Origin of the sequence: Bradyrhizobium sp. Cp5.3 (assembly GCF_000426265.1) — a bacterium.
Lineage (GTDB): Bacteria > Pseudomonadota > Alphaproteobacteria > Rhizobiales > Xanthobacteraceae > Bradyrhizobium > Bradyrhizobium neotropicale.
In genome coordinates this window covers 199,516-218,972 of sequence record NZ_AUFA01000012.1, presented here as the reverse complement: position 1 = coordinate 218,972, position 19,457 = coordinate 199,516, and the positions used below count along the sequence as shown (strand labels likewise).

Here is a 19,457-nt window from a genome sequence, read left to right as displayed (position 1 = left end):
GATCAACCCCGTTGCCCACGTCACGAGGGCCGCGTAACATTCATTCCGGCAACGTCGGCCCGACCTAGTTCAACAGCGATCGGGACATCCCCCGGCGACCCTGGTCACCATCACTATCCAGACGGTGACTTCGACGACAAGTTTGTTGAAATCTTTTTTCAGATACCTCGTGGAGCAGGTTACGATGAAATCCATTGCACGCCTTCGGAATGGCCGTCAGGCCCCAGCATTGTGATTGCGAAAGCATCGACCAGGAGGTCGGTGAGCTAGTGCCTCCAGCCGTCCATGTCGAACTCGATCTTGAAGTCTGCGGGGGAGGCGCGCCTCCCCCGCAGACGTTGCAGCGCAGGCAAGGCGCACCAGCATCGATCGCAGCCACACGCCTGCGGCGCGTCCTGTGGTCGCTCTGGATGACCGTGGCAGCCCACCGGCGCTTCGCGCCAATCTCTCGCTAACCGAGATAAGCCACCGCCTCGATCATGGTCACGCGATGCCGCAGCGGACCTTTTCGGCAATCGTTCTCGCACCCTGCGCTTTTCGCGCGAAGGTCTCGATCTCGACGCTATAGGCTATTCGTCAGAAGCGATCGGGATTGTTGGAAGTGCAAACGCTCACAAAGCGCGGACTAACGAAACAGGAGGCGGCCGACTACTGCGGCTGCAATACCCTGGCCGCGTTTGACCGGTGGATCCAGAAGGGACTTATCCCCAGGGCAATGCCTGGGACCAATCGCTGGGACCTAAAGGCCCTTGACGCCGCCCTAGACCGGGCATCGGGCCTTGTGACAGAATCGACGCCCGAATTGACCCCCTACCAGCGCTGGAAGGCCGAGAATGCGCGTAAGACCCAAGCCGCTTAAGCTCAAGGGCATCAACCGCGTTCCCAAGCGACAGGCAGATGGCACGGTCAAAATCTATCTCTACCACCGAGCGACCGGCATCCGCCTGGACCCGGACCGACTGGCCGAGACCTACGCCGAGGCCGAGAAGAGATCGCGCCGGAAGAGCGAAAAGACGCTCACCGATCTCATTCGCCTGTTCGACACGTCCAGCACATTCGCCGCGCTGAGCGACGAGTCCCGCAAGCAGTATCCCTGGAAGCTCAGGCGCATTGAGCAGAAGTGGGGCACTGTCCCTGAGGACACGTTCAATAACGCCGACGACGCCGATGCATTCGCAGCGGACGCACTCGCGTGGCACCAGGAGCTCGGAAAGACCTCGCGCCGATCGGCCGACAACCTCATGTCTGCGCTATGCCGGGTGCTCTCGTTCGCGAAAGAGCAGCGGCGGGTCAAGCATCACCCTATCCCGACCTTTCGCCGGCTCTACAAGAGCGACAGGGCCGATAAGACGTGGTCGGAAGAACTACAGCAGCAGTTCATCAAGACCGCACGGCCGGCGATGGCGACGGCCATGATCCTGGTCCGCAACACCGCTATGCGCGCCAGCGACGTCCGCAAGTTTGCCTGGACGCGATACGACGGGCAGCGTGTCCAAATCCGGTCGAGCAAGACCGGCAAGATGCTCTGGATCCCCGCTACGCGCGAGCTCAAAGCTCACCTGGACGGCCTGCCCCGCACCGGCGCGCTGGTCATGCTGACGCCGACCGGCAAGGCCTATACCAAGCGCTACTTCAACGATCATTGGCGCGAGGACTGCGATAAGCTCGATGCCATTATCGCCAAGGATGCTAGCGCGAACGCGAACTATCTAAAAACAGCTGAGCTCAACTATCACGACAACCGAGGCACTGCCGCAACGCTCCTAGCGGAAGCCGGCGCCACGGCGCCCGAGATCGCGGAGGCGTTGTGCTGGACTGTAGACAAGGCCCAGAAGGTTATTGATACATACCTAGCCCGCCGGGGCGTCCTAGCCGCGAACGCGATCAAGAAGCTTGAGGATCATCGAAATAAGGCCAGCCATTAAAACGCAACCGTTCAGACACCATTGAAGGCTTCGTCGAAAGCATAGAGCACTCTTTTCGCAAGCCGATGAGTGACAATTGCTTCCTCGATTGTCGTATTCCGGATACCGGCGTGAGCAAAGTCGTGTCGCCAGCTCAAGATTTGTTCGTAAGACGCTTCTATGTTCTTACCAATTCTTGCGTCGATTCGTCGTTTGCGCTCGGTCAATTTTTGTTTGAATCGCAAGTGAACACCATCATCGAAGGTGCGAGCGTAGCGATTAAGATCGTTGATTGAAATCCTGCTGTTGAGCTTTGCAAAATTGTTAGTGGCGAAGTTGCCGAATGCGACGTGATGATTGGTGGCATAATTTACGAGGGTTTCTTTTACGCAACTTTCGTAGGAAGCTGCCATCGATACGACAAGCAAACCCGCGAGGTCGGCGCGAAATTGCGCCACCCCTACTATGTCCGTCGGAACGAACTGGCGCATCTCAGCGACCAGTTGTTCGATGCGATCGAAACGCAAGTCCAGATCAGCCCTCGGCATTGGCGAGAATTGCCCGCGCGATCTCCAGGCGGTTCCGAAGAACGCCAGTATCGGTAGTGCTCCCCCTAGTAGTATCGTTGAAACGTCTGTTGGCAAGCAGCGTGGGATAGCGCTCCTTGAGCTCGGCAGCCGTAATCTGTGGATTCTCGAGCAGGATAACCATGACCGCTTCGAGAACGGCCGAATTCATCGCTCCGCGCGGACGAAAGGGACGATCAATAGCATCGTTGACGACATTAACGGCTCTGGGAAAACGACGCTTGAACTCCGCTGCTCGATCTGACGTGAACCCCCTGTTGGCATCCATTTGGTGATTCAAATACCTGAGCATGGGCTTTTCGTAGTTCTCCCAAACTTGAAAAAGCGCAAACAAGCGCAGAACAAGCTCAAGGTCTTTCTGATTCTTGTCGGGTCTTGTTATGCCGAGCGCCTTTAACCAACCTGGATTAGTGCCTAGCGAACGCAGTTCTTCAACGATCCTCCCTCGATAGACAGCGTTGCGAATTTCCTGTGGCTTAAGCTGTGTGCCGCCAGTGTTCAGTCGTTCGAAAATATGAAATACACTGTCGTTCCTCGAGGAAGGCTTGAGCTGCTTAATGTTGATGGCGCGTAACGTAGAGTTCTTAAGCTTGCGCTGATCCCTTGGGCTGAGCTCGGCAAATGTTTTGTCGTTGTATTCTGAGCGCTCGGACAGCCCCTTCAATTTGAAGACTTGTCGGCGACCGTGACTGTCGGCTTCGCCGAAGTAACCTTCGAAGAAATAGGTTACAGACTTTATTCGCTGCTGGCCGTCGATCACCTCGAGTTGGCCCTCATCATTCACATATAGGAACACCTGAGGAACGGGGAGTCCCATCAGAAAGGACTCGATCAGCTTGGAAGCCTGTTCAATCTTCCAAACAAACAACCGTTGATAGAACGGAATAATGAGGTCACCGCGCGTAACCTGCGAAGCAAGCAGCTCTAGCGTGGGATCGGAAGGCGAGACCGATATGTCGAATTCAACGAATGGGGTTTCGTCATTCTCGGCTTCAATGTCCAAGACTTCTTCTTCGTCGTCGCGTTCGCTCAAGCGGCTTCTCCATCGGTAGGTCAGTTATTCGCCGGCCAAGGGTGGGACCTACCTAGGCCCTCGCCGATGAAAATCGTCACTCTGTGCTTAATCGCCCAAGGGTTTTTAACAGCCTGCCGAGTGCCAGGGCCCCCAAAAAAATTGCTGATTCTCTGGTTCTAAGGTGCCCGCGATCGGAACGACAAGCGAACAAAAACTGCAAACTATTTGCAAACGGGCGGTGGGCTGCAAACCGACCGCCCGAAAAACACTTGATTCTATTGATAATTTTGGTCGGAGCGAGAGGATTTGAACCTCCGACCCCTAGTCTCCCAGACTAGTGCGCTAACCGGGCTGCGCCACGCTCCGAATGTCGTTCCATTAGCTAGGATCGCCGCTTTGCGCAAGGCGAGCCGTACCATTTTGCTATCCGTCTCGTGCCCCGGAACTGCGGCAAAGGCCCCGAAATCTCCTCAGCCGTCCCTCAGCGCCTGATCGAGCAATTCCCGGCAGGCGACGAGGTCGCTGAGCACCCGTTCCAGCCGCTCCCGGTCGGCGGCGCTGGTGCCGCCGCGGTCGGTCCCGCCCTTGCGGAAGGTGGTGAGGATCTCCTCGTCGTCGATCTCCGCGAATCGGAAATCGATGCCTTCCTCCTCCTCGCCTTGATAATCGTCGTCATCGGTGTCGGCGACGCCCTGGATGGGCGCCTCGTCCTCCGGCTCCATCAGGCTCTGGCCGATGGCGTCCTCGATCGCCCCGAACGAGACCGCAGCCGAACTGTCGGCAAGGCCCTGCACCGACTTGACGCCATGCTCCTTCAGGATCCGCTGCACCCCGCGGATGGTGTAGCCCTCTCCGTAAAGGAGCCGGCGGATACCCTTGAGCAGGTCGACGTCGTCGGGACGGTAATAGCGGCGGCCGCCGCTGCGCTTCATCGGTTTGATCTGCGAGAAGCGGGTCTCCCAGAAGCGCAGCACATGCTGCGGAATGTCGAGTTCCTGGGCTACCTCGCTGATGGTGCGGAACGCATCCGGCGCCTTGTCCAAATGCAAAATCCTCCGTGCGGGCGATTACGCCTCCGGTTGAGCCTTGCTGGCATCGCCATTGCCGCGGTGCTGGGAGTTGATCCGCTGCTTCAGGATCGCAGACGGCTTGAACACCATCACCCGGCGCGGCGAGATCGGCACTTCCGTACCGGTCTTCGGATTGCGGCCGATACGCTGGCCCTTCTTACGCACCATGAAAGAGCCGAACGAGGACAGCTTCACCGTCTCGCCCCGCTCCAGGCAGTCGGTGATCTCCTTCAGCACGAGTTCCACGAACGCAGACGACTCCGTGCGCGACAAGCCCACCTTCTGGTAGACGGCTTCGCAGAGATCAACACGCGTTACGGTTTTACTAGTCTCGGTCATCGCCCTGCCCCACATCACGGCGAACAATTGTTGTCTAAAATTAGGAGGTTACGATACGGCGGTCAACACCGCTCATCAATGCAGAAGCATCGATAATCGGAGATGATTCCGGCAAAATTTTATCGACTGTGACTACCAGCGCACGAGTGCAGAGCCCCAGGTGAAGCCGCCGCCCATCGCTTCCAGCAGAACCAGATCGCCGCGCTTGATGCGGCCGTCCTTGCGCGCCACCGACAGCGCCAGCGGAATCGAGGCCGCCGAAGTGTTGCCGTGACGGTCGACCGTCAGCACCACCTTTTGCGGTGCGATATGAAGCTTGTGTGCGGACGCATCGATGATTCGCTTGTTGGCCTGATGCGGCACGAACCAGTTGATGTCTTCGGCATTGAGGCCGGTGGCCTCGAACGCGTCGACGATCACGTCGGTGATCATGCCGACCGCATGCTTGAAGACCTCGCGGCCCTCCATGCGCAGATGACCGACGGTCTGGGTCGAGGACGGTCCGCCATCGACGAACAGCTTGGCCTTGTGCCGGCCGTCCGAGCGCAGATGCGTGGTCAGGATGCCGCGATCGGTCGCAGCCTTGCCCGGCTGCTGCTGCGCCTCCAGCACCACCGCGCCGGCGCCGTCGCCGAACAGGACACAGGTGCCGCGATCGTTCCAGTCGAGGATGCGCGAGAAGGTCTCCGCACCGATCACCAGCGCGCGCTTGTAGGCGCCGGTGCGCAGGAAATTGTCGGCGGTGGCGAGTGCGAACACGAAGCCCGAGCACACCGCCTGGAGGTCAAAGGCCGCGCCGTGATTGATGCCGAGCCCGTGCTGCACCGCGACCGCGGTCGCCGGAAACGTGTTGTCCGGCGTCGAGGTCGCCAGCACGATCAGCTCGATCGACTGCGCGTCCACGCCGGCGTCAGTGAGCGCGGCCTGAGCTGCCTTGATCGCGAGATGCGAGGTGAATTCGCCGTCAGCCGCAATGTGCCGCTCGCGAATGCCGGTGCGCTGCACGATCCACTCGTCGGACGTGTCGATGCGCTCGGCGAGTTGCGCATTGGTCACGACCTGCCCCGGCAGATAGCTGCCGCAGCCCAGCACGACCGAACGAATTTGAGTCACGAAACATCCTCCGGCTCGGTTGGCACTGACACCAGCGCACCCCCGTCGCGGTTGAGCATCTGATTGATCTTGTTCAGGAGATCGTATTGGATCATCTCATAGCCAACATCGATCGCATAGGCAAAGCCTTCGGCGTTGGTTCCACCGTGGCTCTTGATCACGACGCCGTTCAATCCGAGGAACACGCCGCCGTTGGATTTGTTCGGATCCATCTTGTCGCGAAGGGTTCGGAAGGCGCTCCGCGCGAAGAGATAGCCGAGCTTCGACATCCAGCTCCGCTGGAGCTCGTTGCGGAGAATGTCCGCTATCTGCCGCGCGGTGCCCTCGGCGGCCTTGAGCGCGATATTACCGCTGAAGCCCTCGGCGACGATCACATCGGCCAATCCCTTGCCGATGCCGTCCCCCTCGACGAAGCCGATATAGTCGAGCTGCGGCAGGTTCAGCGCGCGCAGCCTTTCCCCGGCCTCGCGGATCTCCTCGTGGCCCTTGACCTCCTCGACCCCGATATTGAGCAGGCCGACCGTGGGACGCGGCTTGTTGAACAACACGCTCGCCATCGCTGCGCCCATGACTGCAAGCGCCACCAGGTGCTCCGCGTCGCCGCCGATGGTGGCGCCGAGATCGAGCACCACGGAATAGCCACGCATGGTCGGCCAGGGCGACGCGAGCGCCGGACGGTCGATGCCCGGCAGCGTGCGCAGGTTGAAGCGCGACATCGCCATCAGCGCGCCGGTATTGCCGGCCGAGACCGCGACATCCGCCTCGCCCTTCTTGACCGCATCGATGGCGAGCCACATCGAGGATGTCCTGCGGCCGCGCCGCAGCGCCTGGCTCGGCTTGTCCTCCATGCTGACGGCGACATCGGTATGGATGACCCTGGAGGCGGCCTTGAGCTCGGGGTGCCTGTCGAGTTCAGGCTCGATCTTGGCGCGGTCTCCGACCAGCAGGAATTCGGTATTCTGATGCCGGCCAAGCGAAATGGCGGCGCCGGGAATGACCACGGGGGCGCCGACATCGCCCCCCATGGCGTCAAGCGCAATGCGAACCTTGCTTGGCATAAGCGTCCCGGAAACCTGGTCTCGTGCGGTCGTGAACTAGCGGGGCCGCAATATGGCTTCGCCACCAAGATGGCGATCGGTCAAGCGCCACGCCGCACCCGGACCGGGGCGCGACAATAGCGTTTTGTCATCCCGAAACAACCTCTTGCCCCCAGTCTTTTGTATCCCGGGCGATCCGGCCGCAAAGCCGCCAATCTCTCGAAAATACTTAAAAATCATATAGATAGTCTGATCTCTCAAAGCATCCCTGCAATCGCCTCACGCCGGACCGCAAGGCGAGGTGGCCCGGCAGGCGCGCCTATTGGTCTTTTTTCCTCTCCTGAAGCGCCTTCAGCGCCGCAAAGGGACGGTCTTCCGGATCGGGAGCGGTGACATCGGTCTCGAACACGGCGCCCGGCTTGCGGGGATAGGGATCGATCGCCAAGAACATCACATCGGTGGCGAGCCGGCCTAGGTCGATGATTCCGCCCACGATTGCCTCCGGCGGGTCGGCGACCTCCGGGGGTTCCTCGCTGTCCTGCCCCTCCTCGATCAGATCGGCCAGCCGCCGCGCCTCGGCCTCGGGCGCGAACATCAGGTCGATCTCCTCGTCGATGTCGTTCTCGATCGGCTCCAGCGTCACCACGCAGGTTTGGCCGATCCGGGCCCGGATCTGGCCCGTGACATGGATCCGCCCGCCACTTTTCGGCGTCAGGTCGAAGGTGGCATGAGCGGATAGAATCTCGCGCAGCCCGGCGATATCGGCCAAGGCCTGCCGCTGCGCGACCGATGCCTCCAGCTCGCGGTGCAGCCCGGCGTCCGGGATTTGCGCGACGATCACGGGCGCGCGCCAGGGGTCGGGGTCGAATCCGGCGTCCGGTCGGTTCATGTCGTCGCCTCCTCCCGAAGCGGTTGTGGAAATCTGAATGATGCGAGCAGAAGTGCCGACTCGTCGGCCCGGCCGAGATCAGCCTCGGTAGCCCCGGCATAAGCGGCAAGCTGGCGCGCCTGCTCCATCCCGGTGCCATTCAAGATATTCTTTGAAATAGCCGCTGCCAGCGCCTCGCTGCCCTCCTCCATCGCCCGGTCATAGGCCTGCGCCCGGCCATAAAAGGCCTCGCCGAAGGCGCGCATGCGCTTCGGGACGGTCTGGTCGCCGATGCCCATCTCGCGCAGATTGTCGTCCATGTCCTCGCAGAAGCGGTCGAACAGCGCCTGAGACAGTGCCGCGCCGTCCCGGGCGGCCCGCAGGCGCCGCAGCAACAGGCACAAATGCAGCAGCAACAGGTCGAATCGGCCGTTAACCGTATCGGGGACGCCCAACTCCCGGTAAAATATGGGTTCTCGCGCCTGCGTCACGATCATGCCATAGATGGCTTCAATGGTGCCGCGCGGGGCTAGCCGGGGTTTCCTGAAGTGATTGAACGGCCAAACCATTGTGGGCTCCGCAAGGGGGCGCGCGTGTGTTGCAATCGCAGCCTCAGCCCGGTACTTCAGCGCCTCGCGCGACGCAAGGGGACGGAATCAGTTCCGCAATGACGATAACGAACCAGACCTGCCCGCGCGCAGATCAGCCGCGCGGCCTTCACACACGCCGGCGTGCGCTACGCCTGTTCGCGGCCGCGGCCCTCGTCGGAGCCGCGCTTGCAGGCTGCACCGGCGAGCAATTCCAGAAGGGCTACATCCTGCCGCCCGGCGCGCTCGAGCAGATTCCGATCGGCGCGAGCCAGGACCAGGTGCTGATCGTGATGGGCACGCCCTCGACGGTCGCCACCCTCGACGGTGAAGTGTTCTACTACATCTCCCAGCGCTCCGAGCGCATGGTCGCCTTCATGAACCAGAGGGTCGTCGACCAGCGCGTGATCGCTATTTATTTCGACAAGAATCGGCGCGTGCGCCGGCTTGCGAATTACGGTCTGCAGGACGGCAAGATCTTCGACTTCATCAGCCGCACCACGCCGACCTCGGGCCAGGAGATGAGCTACCTCACTCCGATCTTCAAGCTGCTGAGCTTCAACTGAGGCCTCGCGCCTAGGTTTGGCCTGCGGCGTCGTGCCGCCCTCCGCGCGGCACTTGCCGCCGCGTGCGACTTGCCGTTGTGCGCCGGGTTCCCTACGCTCCCTGCAAAACAAGAAGCAGGGAGTGGATTCGTGCCCAACAAGTTGTTGTCCCGCCGTCGCGTGCTCGCCGGTGCCGCCGGTCTGTCGGCTGCAGCCATCCTGCCGCGATCGAGTCTTGCGGACTGGAAGCCGACCGAGAACGTCCGCCTCATCGTCCCGGCGGCGGCTGGCGGCTCGACCGACGTCATGGGCCGGTTGCTCGCCGCTCACCTGCAAACCGCCTGGGGCCAGTCGACCATCGTGGAGAATCGCTCCGGCGGCGGCGGCACGATCGGCACGGCCGAGGTTGCGCGCGCCAAGCCCGATGGCCACACCGTCCTGATCGGCAATCCCGGACCGAACGCGATCGCCTACAGCATCTTCAAGAACCTCTCCTACAAGCCGGACCAGCTCCAGCCTGTCTCCAACATGATCCGGATCCCGAACATCGTCTCGGCGCATCCGAAGACCGGCATCAAGTCGGTCGCCGAGCTGATTGCCTTCCTCAAGGCCAATCCGGACAAGCTCAGCTACGCCTCGTCCGGCGTCGGCCAGAGCCCGCACCTCACCGGCGCCTGGTTCCTGCAGCTGACGGGGCTGAAGATGACGCACATCCCGTTCCGCGGCGCCGGTCCCGCGCTCCAGGCTGCGCTGGCCGGCGACATCCAGATCCTGTTCGACAATCTCTATCCGAGCCTGCCGCAGGTGCAGAACGGCACGCTGAACGGCCTCTGCGTCACCACGACCGACCGCAGCGACCTTGCGCCGAACCTGCCGACCATGCGCGAGTCCGCGCCGGAGCTCGCCAACTTCGACGTGTCGTCCTGGTTCTCGGTCTTCCTGCCGAAGGGCGTCCCCGCCCCGGTGCTCGAGGCATTGAACCTCCAGGTCAAGGCGATGCTGGAGCGCGACGACATCAAGAAACAGATCGCCGCCATGGGCGCCCGCGCCGACTACGGCACCCCGCAGCAGTTCGCCGATTTCGTGGACGCCGAGACAAAGAAGTTCGCGGGCATCATCCAGAAGGAAGGCCTGCAGATGGATGTGCAGTAGGCGAGCCGTTCGCTCCGGTGCCTCTCCCTCATGTTAAGGAGGCCACGCAGCGGCCCTCTCGAAGCACGAGGGCCACCAGCGGGGCCTTCATCCTTCGAGACGCGCGTTCCGCGCTCCTCAGGGTGAGGGAGCAACCATCGGAATCGTTGCCAAGACAGAAACAAAAACCCCGCGGCTAGCGCCGCGGGGTTTTGATTTGCACCTACGTCGCCGCTCAGTGCGCGAGGATCGCCAGCAGCAACAGCGCCACGATGTTGGTGATCTTGATCATCGGGTTCACTGCGGGACCGGCCGTATCCTTGTAGGGATCGCCGACGGTGTCGCCGGTGACGGCGGACTTGTGGGCGTCAGAGCCCTTGCCGCCGAAATGGCCGTCCTCGATGTACTTCTTGGCGTTGTCCCAGGCGCCGCCGCCCGAGGTCATGGAGATCGCGACGAACAGGCCCGTCACGATCACGCCGAGCAGCATCGCGCCCACCGCCGAGAACGCCGCCGACTTGCCGGCCGCGCCGCCGCCCGCAATCGCGTAGATCAGGAAGTAGACGACGATCGGCGACAGCACCGGCAGCAGCGAGGGGATGATCATCTCCTTGATCGCCGCCTTGGTCAGCAGGTCGACCGCCTTGCCGTAGTCCGGCTTGTCGGTGCCCTGCATGATGCCCGGCTTCTCGCGGAACTGGCGCCGCACTTCCTCGACGATCGCGCCGGCCGCACGGCCCACCGCGGTCATGCCCATCGCGCCGAACAGGTACGGCAGAAGACCACCGAACAGAAGGCCCACCACGACGTACGGATTGTTCAGCGAGAAGTCCGGATTGACGCCCGCGAAGTAGGTATGCTGCGCGGACCCGGCGACGAAGAACTTGAGGTCCTGGTTATACGCCGCGAACAGCACCAAGGCGCCGAGACCGGCGGAGCCGATCGCGTAGCCCTTGGTCACCGCCTTGGTGGTGTTGCCGACCGCGTCGAGCGCGTCGGTCGATTTGCGCACCTCCTTCGGCAGGCCCGCCATCTCGGCGATGCCGCCGGCATTGTCCGTGACGGGACCGAAGGCGTCGAGCGCCACGATCATGCCGGCCAGCGCCAGCATGGTGGCGGTCGCGATCGCGATGCCGAACAGACCAGCAAGGCTGTAGGTGACCAGGATGCCGGCGATGATGACGATCGCGGGCAGCGCGGTCGCCTCCATCGAGACGGCAAGGCCCTGGATCACGTTGGTGCCGTGGCCGGTCACCGAAGCCTGCGCGATCGACTTCACCGGGCGGTAGTCGGTGCCAGTGTAGTATTCGGTGATCCAGATGATCGCCGCAGTGACGATCAGGCCAACAACGCCGCATTCGAACAGCGCCGTGCCGGTGTACTCGACACCGTCGAGCTTGCCGAAGCCGATCAGGTAGTAGATCACCCCCGCGATGCCGATCAGCGACAGGATGCCGGTTGCGATCAGGCCCTTGTAGAGCGCGCCCATGATCGACTGGCTCGGCCCGAGCTTCACGAAGAAGGTGCCGATGATCGAGGTGATGATGCAGATGCCGCCGATCGCGAGCGGCAGCGTCATCATGTTGGCGAGGATCGGCGTCTTGGCAAAGAAGATCGCCGCGAGCACCATCGTGGCAACCGCGGTCACCGCATAGGTCTCGAACAGATCGGCGGCCATGCCGGCGCAGTCACCGACGTTGTCGCCGACGTTGTCGGCGATTGTCGCCGGGTTGCGCGGATCGTCTTCCGGAATGCCCGCCTCGACCTTGCCGACGAGGTCGCCGCCGACGTCCGCACCCTTGGTGAAGATGCCGCCGCCGAGACGCGCGAAGATCGAGATCAGCGAGGCACCGAAGCCGAGCGCCACCATGGCGTCGACCACGGTGCGGCTGTCTGGAGCCAGCTTGAGCGAGTAGGTCAGGAAGCCGAAATACAGGGTCACGCCGAGCAGCGCGAGACCGGCGACCAGCAGACCGGTGATCGCGCCGGCCTTGAAGGCGAGTTCGAGGCCACCGGCCAGCGACGTCGTCGCGGCCTGCGCGGTGCGCACATTGGCGCGAACCGAGACGTTCATGCCGATGAAGCCGGCCGCCCCCGACAGGATAGCGCCGATAGCGAAACCGATCGCGACATAGAGTCCGAGGAAATAGGCAAGCAGCACGAAGATGACGATGCCGACGAGACCGATCGTGGTGTACTGGCGCCGCAGGTAGGCCTGTGCGCCTTCGCGCACTGCTCCCGCGATCTCCTGCATGCGCGGTGACCCCGCATCCGCACCCAACACCGAAGACGTCGCCCAAATCGCGTAGACGACGGAAAGCACTCCGCAGAGCACTATCAACCATAATGCTGTCATGTGATTTTTTGCCTCAGATCCTTGATGTACCCCCGGCGCCTTTGTGTTTTTCCGTCGTGCGGAGCGGCGCCTTGATGCTGAACAGGGCCACCCCTTGCCCGAAGGGGCGGCCCCAGTCGGTCACGAGCTTGCCAAAATCAACTTGATGGTGCAACGCCGGAAGCGGCCGAAAAAGGCGATCTCGGCAGGTATTTAGGGCGCAGGCGCCCGGTCTGGAGACATTCCTAGAAGTGGCTGTAGGACAGTCGCTTCAGCGCCAGTTCCTTGCCCTGGCTATCCAGGAAACGCGGCCGCTCGGAGCCTTCGACGATCGTTCCGATGGCCGTGACCGCAATGCCGGCCGCCCGCCCCGCGGTAACCAGCGCATCGCTCCGCGCGGCTGGAACGGTGCACAGCACCTCATAATCGTCGCCTCCGGCGAGCTGCATCTCAATGCCAGCGGCGTTGCGCGCCACCAGGCTTGCGGCCGCCGCCGACAGCGGAACGCTCGCAACCTCAATGATCGCGGAGACGCCTGACGCGGCACAGAGCTTGGTCAGATCGCCGGCCAGCCCGTCGGAGACATCCATTGCTGCGGTCGCATGCTCGCGCACGGCCAGTGCCAGCGCGTTGCGCGGCTGCGGCACGCGATAGCGCGAGGTCAGCATCTCACGCGCATGCGGATCGGAGGCCAGCGCCTGGGCGATTACCCCGCCCTTGAGGACGTCGAGGCCGAGCGCGGCGTCGCCGATCGTTCCCGTCACCAGGATGCGGTCGCCGGGCTTCGCGCCGGTGCGGCCGACCATCCGGCCCTGTGGCACGCGGCCGAATGCGGTAATCGAGATCATTTGCGGCCCCGGCGTCGACACAGTGTCGCCGCCGAGCAGCGGGCATGCGAACGCCTTGGCGTCCTCGCCGAGCGCATCCGCGAAGGGCCTGAGCCAGATGTCCTCCTTGCTGCGCAGCGCCAGCGTGAGCACGAAGCCGGCCGGCACCGCCCCCTTGGCGGCGAGGTCCGACAGGTTCACCCGCAGCGCCTTGCGCGCGATCGTCCCGGGCGGATCGTCGGCAAGATAATGCACGCCCTCGACCACGGCGTCGGTGGTGACGACGATATCCTCGCCGGATGATCTCAGGATCGCCGCATCATCGACCAGACCGAACGCGCCCGGATCGGTCGCCAGCGGCTTGAAATAGCGCGCGATGAGGGAGTCTTCGCCGGAGGGATTGTGCGAGTTTGCCATCAGCTCCAGCCCCAAACACAGGTGTCATCGCCCGGCTTGACCGGGCGATCCAGTATTCCAGAGACGATCGCGTGAAATCGATAGGCCGCGGCGTACTGGATGCCCCGCCTTCGCGGGGCATGACAGAGGAATATGGGGCTGGCGTATTGCTTCAATCGACCGCCCTCGCCGACACCTACCCCCGCCCGAACTCGTCACCGCGAAACTGGCGGCCAATCTGGTCAAGCACCGCGTTCACCATGCCGGTTTCCTCGCGGTCGACGAAGGCGTTGGCGACGTCGACATATTCGGAGACCACGACACGGCCCGGTACATCCTTGCGGTGCTGTAGCTCATAGGCCCCTGCCCGCAGCACCGCGCGCAGGATCGCTTCGATGCGCTTGAGCGGCCAGCCCTTCGACAACGCGTCGTCGATCAAAGGATCGAGCTTCTTCTGATCGCGCACGACGCCCGAGACGACGTCGCGGAAGAAAGCCGCTTCCGCGGGCAGATATGTGTCGCCCTCGACCTCGTTGCCAAGCCAGTGGCTCTCGAACTCGGCGAAGATGTCGTTGATGCCGGCGCCGGCAATGTCCATCTGGTACAGCGCCTGGACCGCGGCGAGCCGCGCCGCGCCGCGCCGGTTCGCCTTCTTCTCCAGACCGCCGGCCTGCTTTTTGCCGTTGTCAGCCATGTGTCAGGCTCGTGCCAATCGGCGTTTGATGCGCAGCATGGCCAGTGCGGCCCGCGCGGCATCGCCGCCCTTGTTGAGTTCGCTTGCCCGCGCCCGTGCCCAGGCCTGCGCCTCGGTGTTGACGGTGAGAATGCCGTTTCCGAGCGGCAGTTTCCGCGCAACCGCGAGATCCATCAGCGCGCGCGAGGATTCCTGCGAGACGATCTCGAAATGGATGGTGTCGCCACGGATGACGCAGCCGAGCGCGATCACCGCGTCATAGGGCTTGCCGTTCGCCGCGGCCGCGTCGACCGCGATGGCGACCGCCGCCGGAATCTCCAGCGCACCGGGAACCGTGATCACGTCATGGGTCAGGCCGGCCGCCTTCAGCTCGGCGACCGCGCCTTCCAGCAGCGCATCCTGGAGATCGTCATAGAACCGTGCCTCGACGATCAGCGCGCGCCCGCCGGAAATGTCGGTCTGGTCCTTCAGGGGTGCGCGCCGCGCGTCTGCCATTGTAAGCCTACTCTGTCATTGCCGGGCCCGACCCCCGGCAATCCAACGGGTCAAGACCTCTTAAGAGGATGGATGCGCGGGTCAAGCCCACGCATGACGATCTTTAGTCACCATCACTTCATTTCCGTCAGCCGCGCCGCGTAGCGGGCCATCAGGTCGACCTCGATATTGACCTCGCTCACCGCCTTCCAGCCGCCGATGGTCGTAACGGTCAGCGTGTGCGGGATGATCAGCACCGAAAAGGTCACGTCGGCCACCGTATTGATCGTCAGCGACACGCCGTCGAGCGTGATCGAGCCCTTGGTGGCGATGAAGCGCGCCAGCTCGCGCGTCGTACGCAGCTCGAACCGCGCCATATCGGGCAGGTCCTCGCGGCTGACGATGGTCGCGATCCCGTCGGCATGGCCGGCGACGATATGGCCACCGAGCTCGTCGCCGATCTTGAGCGCGCGCTCGAGATTGAGCCTGGTGCCCACCTTCCAGTGCTTCGCCGTGGTCAGCGCCAGCGTCTCCGCGGCGGCGTCGACGTCGAACCAGGTTTTGCTGCCTTCAACGCCCGAGGCGACCACTGTCAGGCAGACGCCGTTGCAGGCGATCGAGGCGCCATCGGCGATGGTCGCGCGATCGTAGCGGCATGCAATGCGCAGGCGGTGCAACTGCCCCTGCGCAGTCGGCGTCAGGCTGACGATCTCGCCGATATCGGTGACAATGCCGGTGAACATTAGGCGCGCTCGTAGATGGTAAGAGTATCCTTGTCGAACGTTTCGCTAGCATGAACCTTGAACGCCTGCGACTGCGTGATTTTCGACAGGGGCAATGCATCAAGCGCATCGACGCCATCGGCGCCAACCTCTTCCGTGCCGCGGAACAGCCAGATGTCGTCGACGAGGTCGGCCGCGACGAACGAGGCCGCCACGCGGCTGCCGCCCTCGACCATTAGCCGCGTGATGCCCTTCTCGGCAAGCGTATGAAGCACCGCCGGCAGATCAAGCCCTGTAGCGTTCCCGGGCGGGACGCGAATGACCTGCGCTCCGGCCGCACCGAGGCGCGTCGCCGCGGCCGCTTCTGCAAGCTCCGAGCCGACCACCCAGAGCGGCGTCTCGCGCGCAGAACGAACGAGCTGGCAAGATCCCGGAATCCGCAAGGCCTGGTCGAGCACCACGCGCACCGGCGAGCGCGCCGTCATGCCCGGCAGGCGGCAGGTGAGAAGCGGATCGTCCGCAAGCACCGTGCCGATACCGACCAGGATCGCATCGCTCTGTGCGCGGAGCAGATGCACGCGGTCGCGCGAGGCTTCGCCGGTGATCGCCACCGGCTTACCGCCGGCCGCGCCGATCTTGCCGTCTGGCGAGACCGCAAGTTTCAGGATCACATGCGGGCGCTTGTCGCGGATGCGGCGGAAGTGGCCGGCGTGGTCAAAAGCAGCCTCATCCGCGCACAGGCCCACATCCACGGCGATGCCAGCCGCGCGCAAGCGCGCATGGCCCTGCCCTGCGACTTCCGGATTGGGATCCTCGATGGCCGCCACCACCCGCTTGACGCCGGCGGCGATCACAGCGTCCGCGCAAGGCGGCGACTTGCCGAAATGTGAGCACGGCTCGAGCGTGACATAGAGGGTGGCGCCGCGCGCCGCTTCGCCTGCCCGCCGCAACGCTTCGGGCTCCGCATGCGGCCGCCCGCCAGGTTGGGTCCAGCCACGACCGACGATCACCCCGTCCTTGACGATGATCGCGCCGACGGCTGGGTTCGGCCAAGTCCGTCCCTGCCCGCGCCGGCCGAGCGCCAGCGCAAGCTGCATGAAGCGGCGATCGGCGTCTTTGGCCTCGCGGGCCCTTTGCGCGAACTGATCCTCCAGGATGCGGAAGATCATTTGCGGATCGCGGCGAGCCGCGCTTCCTCCTCACCGGAGAGCTCGCCGAGCACGTCGGCGAAATCCTTGGCCTCGCGAAAATTGCGATAGACGGAGGCGAAGCGCACATAGGCGACGTCGTCGAGCGTGCGCAGATGCTCCATCACGGTCTCGCCGATCACCTCGGAGGAGATCTCGGCTTCGCCGCCGGTCTCGAGCTCGCGCACGATGGTGGAGACCATTTTCTCCACCCGCTCCGGCTCGACCTGGCGCTTGCGCAAGCTAATCTGCACCGAGCGCATCAGCTTGTCGCGGTCGAACGGTACGCGGCGGCCGTTGCGCTTGATCACGGTGAGCTCGCGCAGCTGCACGCGCTCGAAAGTCGTGAAACGGAAATTGCAGGCGACGCACACGCGCCGCCTGCGGATCACGGAAGAGTCCTCGGTCGGACGCGAGTCCTTTACCTGCGTATCGAGACTGTTGCAGTTCGGACAGCGCATCCGCTTGGTCCAGCCTTACTGATAGATCGGGAACCGATCGGTGAGTGCCTTGACCCGCTCCTTGATCGCAGCTTCGACCAGCGGTGCCTTGCCGTCGGATGACTGCGCGATCGCGTTGAGAACCTCGGCGATCATGCCGCCGACCTGCTGAAACTCCGCAACGCCGAAGCCACGGGTGGTCGCAGCCGGAGTGCCCAGGCGCAGGCCCGAAGTGACGAAGGGCGTCTCGGGGTCGAAGGGAATGCCGTTCTTGTTGCAGGTGATGGCCGCGCGGACCAGCGCCTTCTCCGAGACGTTGCCCTTCAGGCCCTTCGGCCTGAGGTCGACCAGCATCAGATGGTTGTCGGTGCCGCCGGAGACGATATCGAGCCCGTGGCCCTTCAGCGTCTCGGCGAGCGCCTTGGCGTTCTCGACGACGTTCTTGGCGTAGACCTTGAAGTCCGGCCGCAGCGCCTCGCCGAAGGCGACCGCCTTCGCTGCGATCACATGCATCAGCGGGCCGCCCTGCAGGCCCGGGAAGATTGCCGAGTTGAGCTTCTTGGTGAGCGTCTCGTCATTCCACAGCATCAGGCCGCCGCGCGGGCCACGCAGCGACTTGTGCGTCGTGGTGGTGGTGACGTGCGCGTACGGCACCGGCGAAGCATGCACACCACCGGCGACGAGGCCGGCAAAGTGCGCCATGTCGACCAGCAGGTACGCGCCGACGCTATCGGCGATCTCGCGGAAGCGCTTGAAATCCCAGGCGCGCGAATAGGCCGAGCCGCCGGCGATGATCAGCTTCGGCTTGATCTGCTCGGCCTGCTTGGCCACCGCATCCATGTCGATGATCTGGTCCTCGCGGCGCACGGTGTAGTGCGCGGCCTTGAACCACTTGCCGCTCATGTTGACGGGCGAGCCATGGGTGAGATGGCCGCCAGCCGCGAGATCAAGACCCATGAAGGTGTCGCCGGGCTGAAGCAGCGCCAGGAACACCGCCTGGTTCATCTGGCTGCCGGAGTTCGGCTGCACGTTGGCGAAATTCGCGCCGAACAGCTTCTTGGCGCGATCGATCGCCAGGTTCTCGGCAACGTCGACCCACTCACAACCGCCGTAGTAGCGCGCGCCCGGATAGCCTTCCGCGTATTTGTTCGTCATCACCGAGCCCTGCGCTTCCAGCACGGCGCGGCTGACGATGTTCTCGGAGGCGATCAGCTCGACCTCATGGCGCTGCCGGCCGAGCTCGCCCTTGATGGCTGCGGCGATTTCCGGGTCGGCCTGTTCGAGCGAGGCGGCGAAAAACGAATCGTGCGCGGAGGCTGTCTTGGCGAGGGTCATCTTGCGAATATCTCCACCGCCGCAGCCTTTTGGCGGGCTACGGGCGGTCTGGTGTGGCGATCGGAAGCGGCGAGCGCGATCTACCACATCGCCCGTCCCGGGCCAAGCATTTGCGGGTCCGGGGCGATATTTATGCAAGATATGGTGGGATTTGGGGATTTGGGACGGCGGAGCCCATAAGGAATCGCAGGCGCGCTAATCATCCAGGAAGGGCCGGTTCGGACCATTCAGCCCCACACAGGCGGTGCCGCCGCGGCTCTACAGCCCGGTATACCCCGCCTTCACGGGATCCACGCTGCCGTCGAGCTGGCGCAAATAGGTCAGGCCACAGACGGTCAACCTGTGGGTGTCCTTCTCGCCGGCTTCCATCAAAGTATTGAGGTAAATCGTCACCTTCGCCCTCGCCTCCTCGCTGGCCGCCGCGGTGCGGTTGGCGAGCAGGTCATAGGTCTTCATGATGCGATCGATGGCAGCTTCCATGGCACCCTCTGGTTCTTTACGGATTTTGGCAGTCTCGATCAGGCAACCGCTTGCGCCTGGGGCTGCGCCTCGAACCTGGTGATGGCCTTGTTGGCGAGCCTGATCTTGTTGAATTCGCCGTGCTGGAGCAGCTTGATGATGATCTCGAGCAGGCGTTCGTTGGTGACGAGCGTGTCGGGGATCGCACCGGAGCGGCGAAGGTAGTTCGCGGCGATGGCGTAGGCCTCGCTGACGAGTTCCACGTTCATCACGCCCAGTCCGCGCTCGACCAGCATCGTCATCCTCCGATCCGGAAGAGATAAGTGCCGAGGGGGGAACTCGTTCCCTTGCGCTGCCATTTTTTTCGCAGCTGCAAAAAGACAAAACGCACC

21 protein-coding genes and 1 tRNA gene are annotated in these 19,457 nt (G+C 63.3%); 3 read left to right on the top strand and 19 right to left on the bottom strand.

Annotated elements, in window-relative coordinates; all coding sequences use genetic code 11:
* Nucleotides 1–833 precede the first annotated feature (833 nt).
* Nucleotides 834–1,925, top strand: a complete 1,092-nt coding sequence (locus K289_RS0120090; RefSeq protein ID WP_027553174.1) for an integrase — start codon at nt 834–836, stop codon at nt 1,923–1,925.
* Between the two features lie 11 nt (nt 1,926–1,936).
* Here K289_RS0120090 and K289_RS44745 read toward each other — a convergent pair whose 3' ends face one another.
* From K289_RS44745 to K289_RS0120045, 9 genes are all read right to left on the bottom strand, one after another.
* Complete coding sequence (locus K289_RS44745; protein WP_156918076.1) at nt 1,937–2,431, bottom strand: HEPN domain-containing protein; 495 nt, start codon at nt 2,429–2,431, stop codon at nt 1,937–1,939.
* Between the two features lie 7 nt (nt 2,432–2,438).
* Nucleotides 2,439–3,524 carry a DUF262 domain-containing protein gene (locus tag K289_RS0120080; RefSeq protein ID WP_035685230.1) on the bottom strand — a complete coding sequence of 362 codons (1,086 nt, stop codon included), beginning with the start codon at nt 3,522–3,524 and terminating at the stop codon, nt 2,439–2,441.
* Nucleotides 3,525–3,794: 270 nt separating this feature from the next.
* Nucleotides 3,795–3,872 (bottom strand) — tRNA-Pro (locus tag K289_RS0120075).
* Between the two features lie 104 nt (nt 3,873–3,976).
* The gene (locus tag K289_RS0120070) at nt 3,977–4,549 is read right to left on the bottom strand and encodes a MerR family transcriptional regulator (RefSeq protein WP_027553172.1); all 573 of its coding nucleotides are present in this window, start codon (nt 4,547–4,549) and stop codon (nt 3,977–3,979) included.
* A 24-nt stretch (nt 4,550–4,573) separates the two neighbouring features.
* Nucleotides 4,574–4,915, bottom strand: a complete 342-nt coding sequence (locus tag K289_RS0120065; RefSeq protein WP_027553171.1) for an integration host factor subunit alpha — start codon at nt 4,913–4,915, stop codon at nt 4,574–4,576.
* A gap of 132 nt (nt 4,916–5,047) precedes the next feature.
* The gene (locus tag K289_RS0120060; RefSeq protein ID WP_027553170.1) at nt 5,048–6,028 is read right to left on the bottom strand and encodes a beta-ketoacyl-ACP synthase III; all 981 of its coding nucleotides are present in this window, start codon (nt 6,026–6,028) and stop codon (nt 5,048–5,050) included.
* The gene (gene plsX, locus K289_RS0120055; protein ID WP_027553169.1) at nt 6,025–7,086 is read right to left on the bottom strand and encodes a phosphate acyltransferase PlsX; all 1,062 of its coding nucleotides are present in this window, start codon (nt 7,084–7,086) and stop codon (nt 6,025–6,027) included. The genes K289_RS0120060 and plsX overlap by 4 nt, the downstream gene beginning before the upstream one ends.
* Before the next feature lie 298 nt (nt 7,087–7,384).
* The gene (locus tag K289_RS0120050) at nt 7,385–7,954 is read right to left on the bottom strand and encodes a DUF177 domain-containing protein (protein WP_027553168.1); all 570 of its coding nucleotides are present in this window, start codon (nt 7,952–7,954) and stop codon (nt 7,385–7,387) included.
* Entirely contained in the window at nt 7,951–8,502 is a 552-nt protein-coding gene (locus K289_RS0120045) for a ubiquinol-cytochrome C chaperone family protein (RefSeq protein ID WP_027553167.1), read from the bottom strand. Before K289_RS0120045 ends, K289_RS0120050 begins: the two co-directional genes overlap by 4 nt.
* Before the next feature lie 98 nt (nt 8,503–8,600).
* Between K289_RS0120045 and K289_RS0120040 the strand changes: the two genes are divergently transcribed.
* On the top strand, nt 8,601–9,086 hold the full coding sequence (locus K289_RS0120040; RefSeq protein WP_027553166.1) for an outer membrane protein assembly factor BamE: 486 nt from the start codon (nt 8,601–8,603) through the stop codon (nt 9,084–9,086).
* Nucleotides 9,087–9,215: 129 nt separating this feature from the next.
* On the top strand, nt 9,216–10,217 hold the full coding sequence (locus K289_RS0120035; protein ID WP_027553165.1) for a tripartite tricarboxylate transporter substrate binding protein: 1,002 nt from the start codon (nt 9,216–9,218) through the stop codon (nt 10,215–10,217).
* A gap of 214 nt (nt 10,218–10,431) precedes the next feature.
* Here the strand turns inward: K289_RS0120035 and K289_RS0120030 are convergent, their stop codons facing one another.
* The 10 genes from K289_RS0120030 to K289_RS0119985 all read right to left on the bottom strand — a co-directional run bounded on the left by K289_RS0120030 (nt 10,432) and on the right by K289_RS0119985 (nt 19,361).
* Complete coding sequence (locus K289_RS0120030) at nt 10,432–12,552, bottom strand: sodium-translocating pyrophosphatase (protein ID WP_027553164.1); 2,121 nt, start codon at nt 12,550–12,552, stop codon at nt 10,432–10,434.
* 224 nt (nt 12,553–12,776) lie between these two features.
* Entirely contained in the window at nt 12,777–13,775 is a 999-nt protein-coding gene (gene thiL, locus K289_RS0120025) for a thiamine-phosphate kinase (protein ID WP_027553163.1), read from the bottom strand.
* 175 nt (nt 13,776–13,950) lie between these two features.
* Nucleotides 13,951–14,448: a transcription antitermination factor NusB gene (gene nusB / locus K289_RS0120020; protein ID WP_027553162.1), complete on the bottom strand. Its 498-nt coding sequence runs from the start codon at nt 14,446–14,448 to the stop codon at nt 13,951–13,953.
* 3 nt (nt 14,449–14,451) lie between these two features.
* Nucleotides 14,452–14,943 carry a 6,7-dimethyl-8-ribityllumazine synthase gene (ribH, locus tag K289_RS0120015; RefSeq protein WP_027553161.1) on the bottom strand — a complete coding sequence of 164 codons (492 nt, stop codon included), beginning with the start codon at nt 14,941–14,943 and terminating at the stop codon, nt 14,452–14,454.
* 113 nt (nt 14,944–15,056) lie between these two features.
* Nucleotides 15,057–15,665: a riboflavin synthase gene (locus tag K289_RS0120010; RefSeq protein WP_027553160.1), complete on the bottom strand. Its 609-nt coding sequence runs from the start codon at nt 15,663–15,665 to the stop codon at nt 15,057–15,059.
* The gene (ribD, locus tag K289_RS0120005) at nt 15,665–16,813 is read right to left on the bottom strand and encodes a bifunctional diaminohydroxyphosphoribosylaminopyrimidine deaminase/5-amino-6-(5-phosphoribosylamino)uracil reductase RibD (protein WP_027553159.1); all 1,149 of its coding nucleotides are present in this window, start codon (nt 16,811–16,813) and stop codon (nt 15,665–15,667) included. Before ribD ends, K289_RS0120010 begins: the two co-directional genes overlap by 1 nt.
* The gene (nrdR, locus tag K289_RS0120000; RefSeq protein ID WP_011087793.1) at nt 16,810–17,292 is read right to left on the bottom strand and encodes a transcriptional regulator NrdR; all 483 of its coding nucleotides are present in this window, start codon (nt 17,290–17,292) and stop codon (nt 16,810–16,812) included. The genes ribD and nrdR overlap by 4 nt, the downstream gene beginning before the upstream one ends.
* 15 nt (nt 17,293–17,307) lie before the next feature.
* Nucleotides 17,308–18,606 carry a serine hydroxymethyltransferase gene (gene glyA / locus K289_RS0119995; protein ID WP_027553158.1) on the bottom strand — a complete coding sequence of 433 codons (1,299 nt, stop codon included), beginning with the start codon at nt 18,604–18,606 and terminating at the stop codon, nt 17,308–17,310.
* 258 nt (nt 18,607–18,864) lie between these two features.
* Nucleotides 18,865–19,086, bottom strand: a complete 222-nt coding sequence (locus K289_RS0119990; RefSeq protein ID WP_027553157.1) for a hypothetical protein — start codon at nt 19,084–19,086, stop codon at nt 18,865–18,867.
* A gap of 38 nt (nt 19,087–19,124) precedes the next feature.
* On the bottom strand, nt 19,125–19,361 hold the full coding sequence (locus tag K289_RS0119985) for a hypothetical protein (RefSeq protein ID WP_027553156.1): 237 nt from the start codon (nt 19,359–19,361) through the stop codon (nt 19,125–19,127).
* Nucleotides 19,362–19,457: the final 96 nt, after the last annotated feature.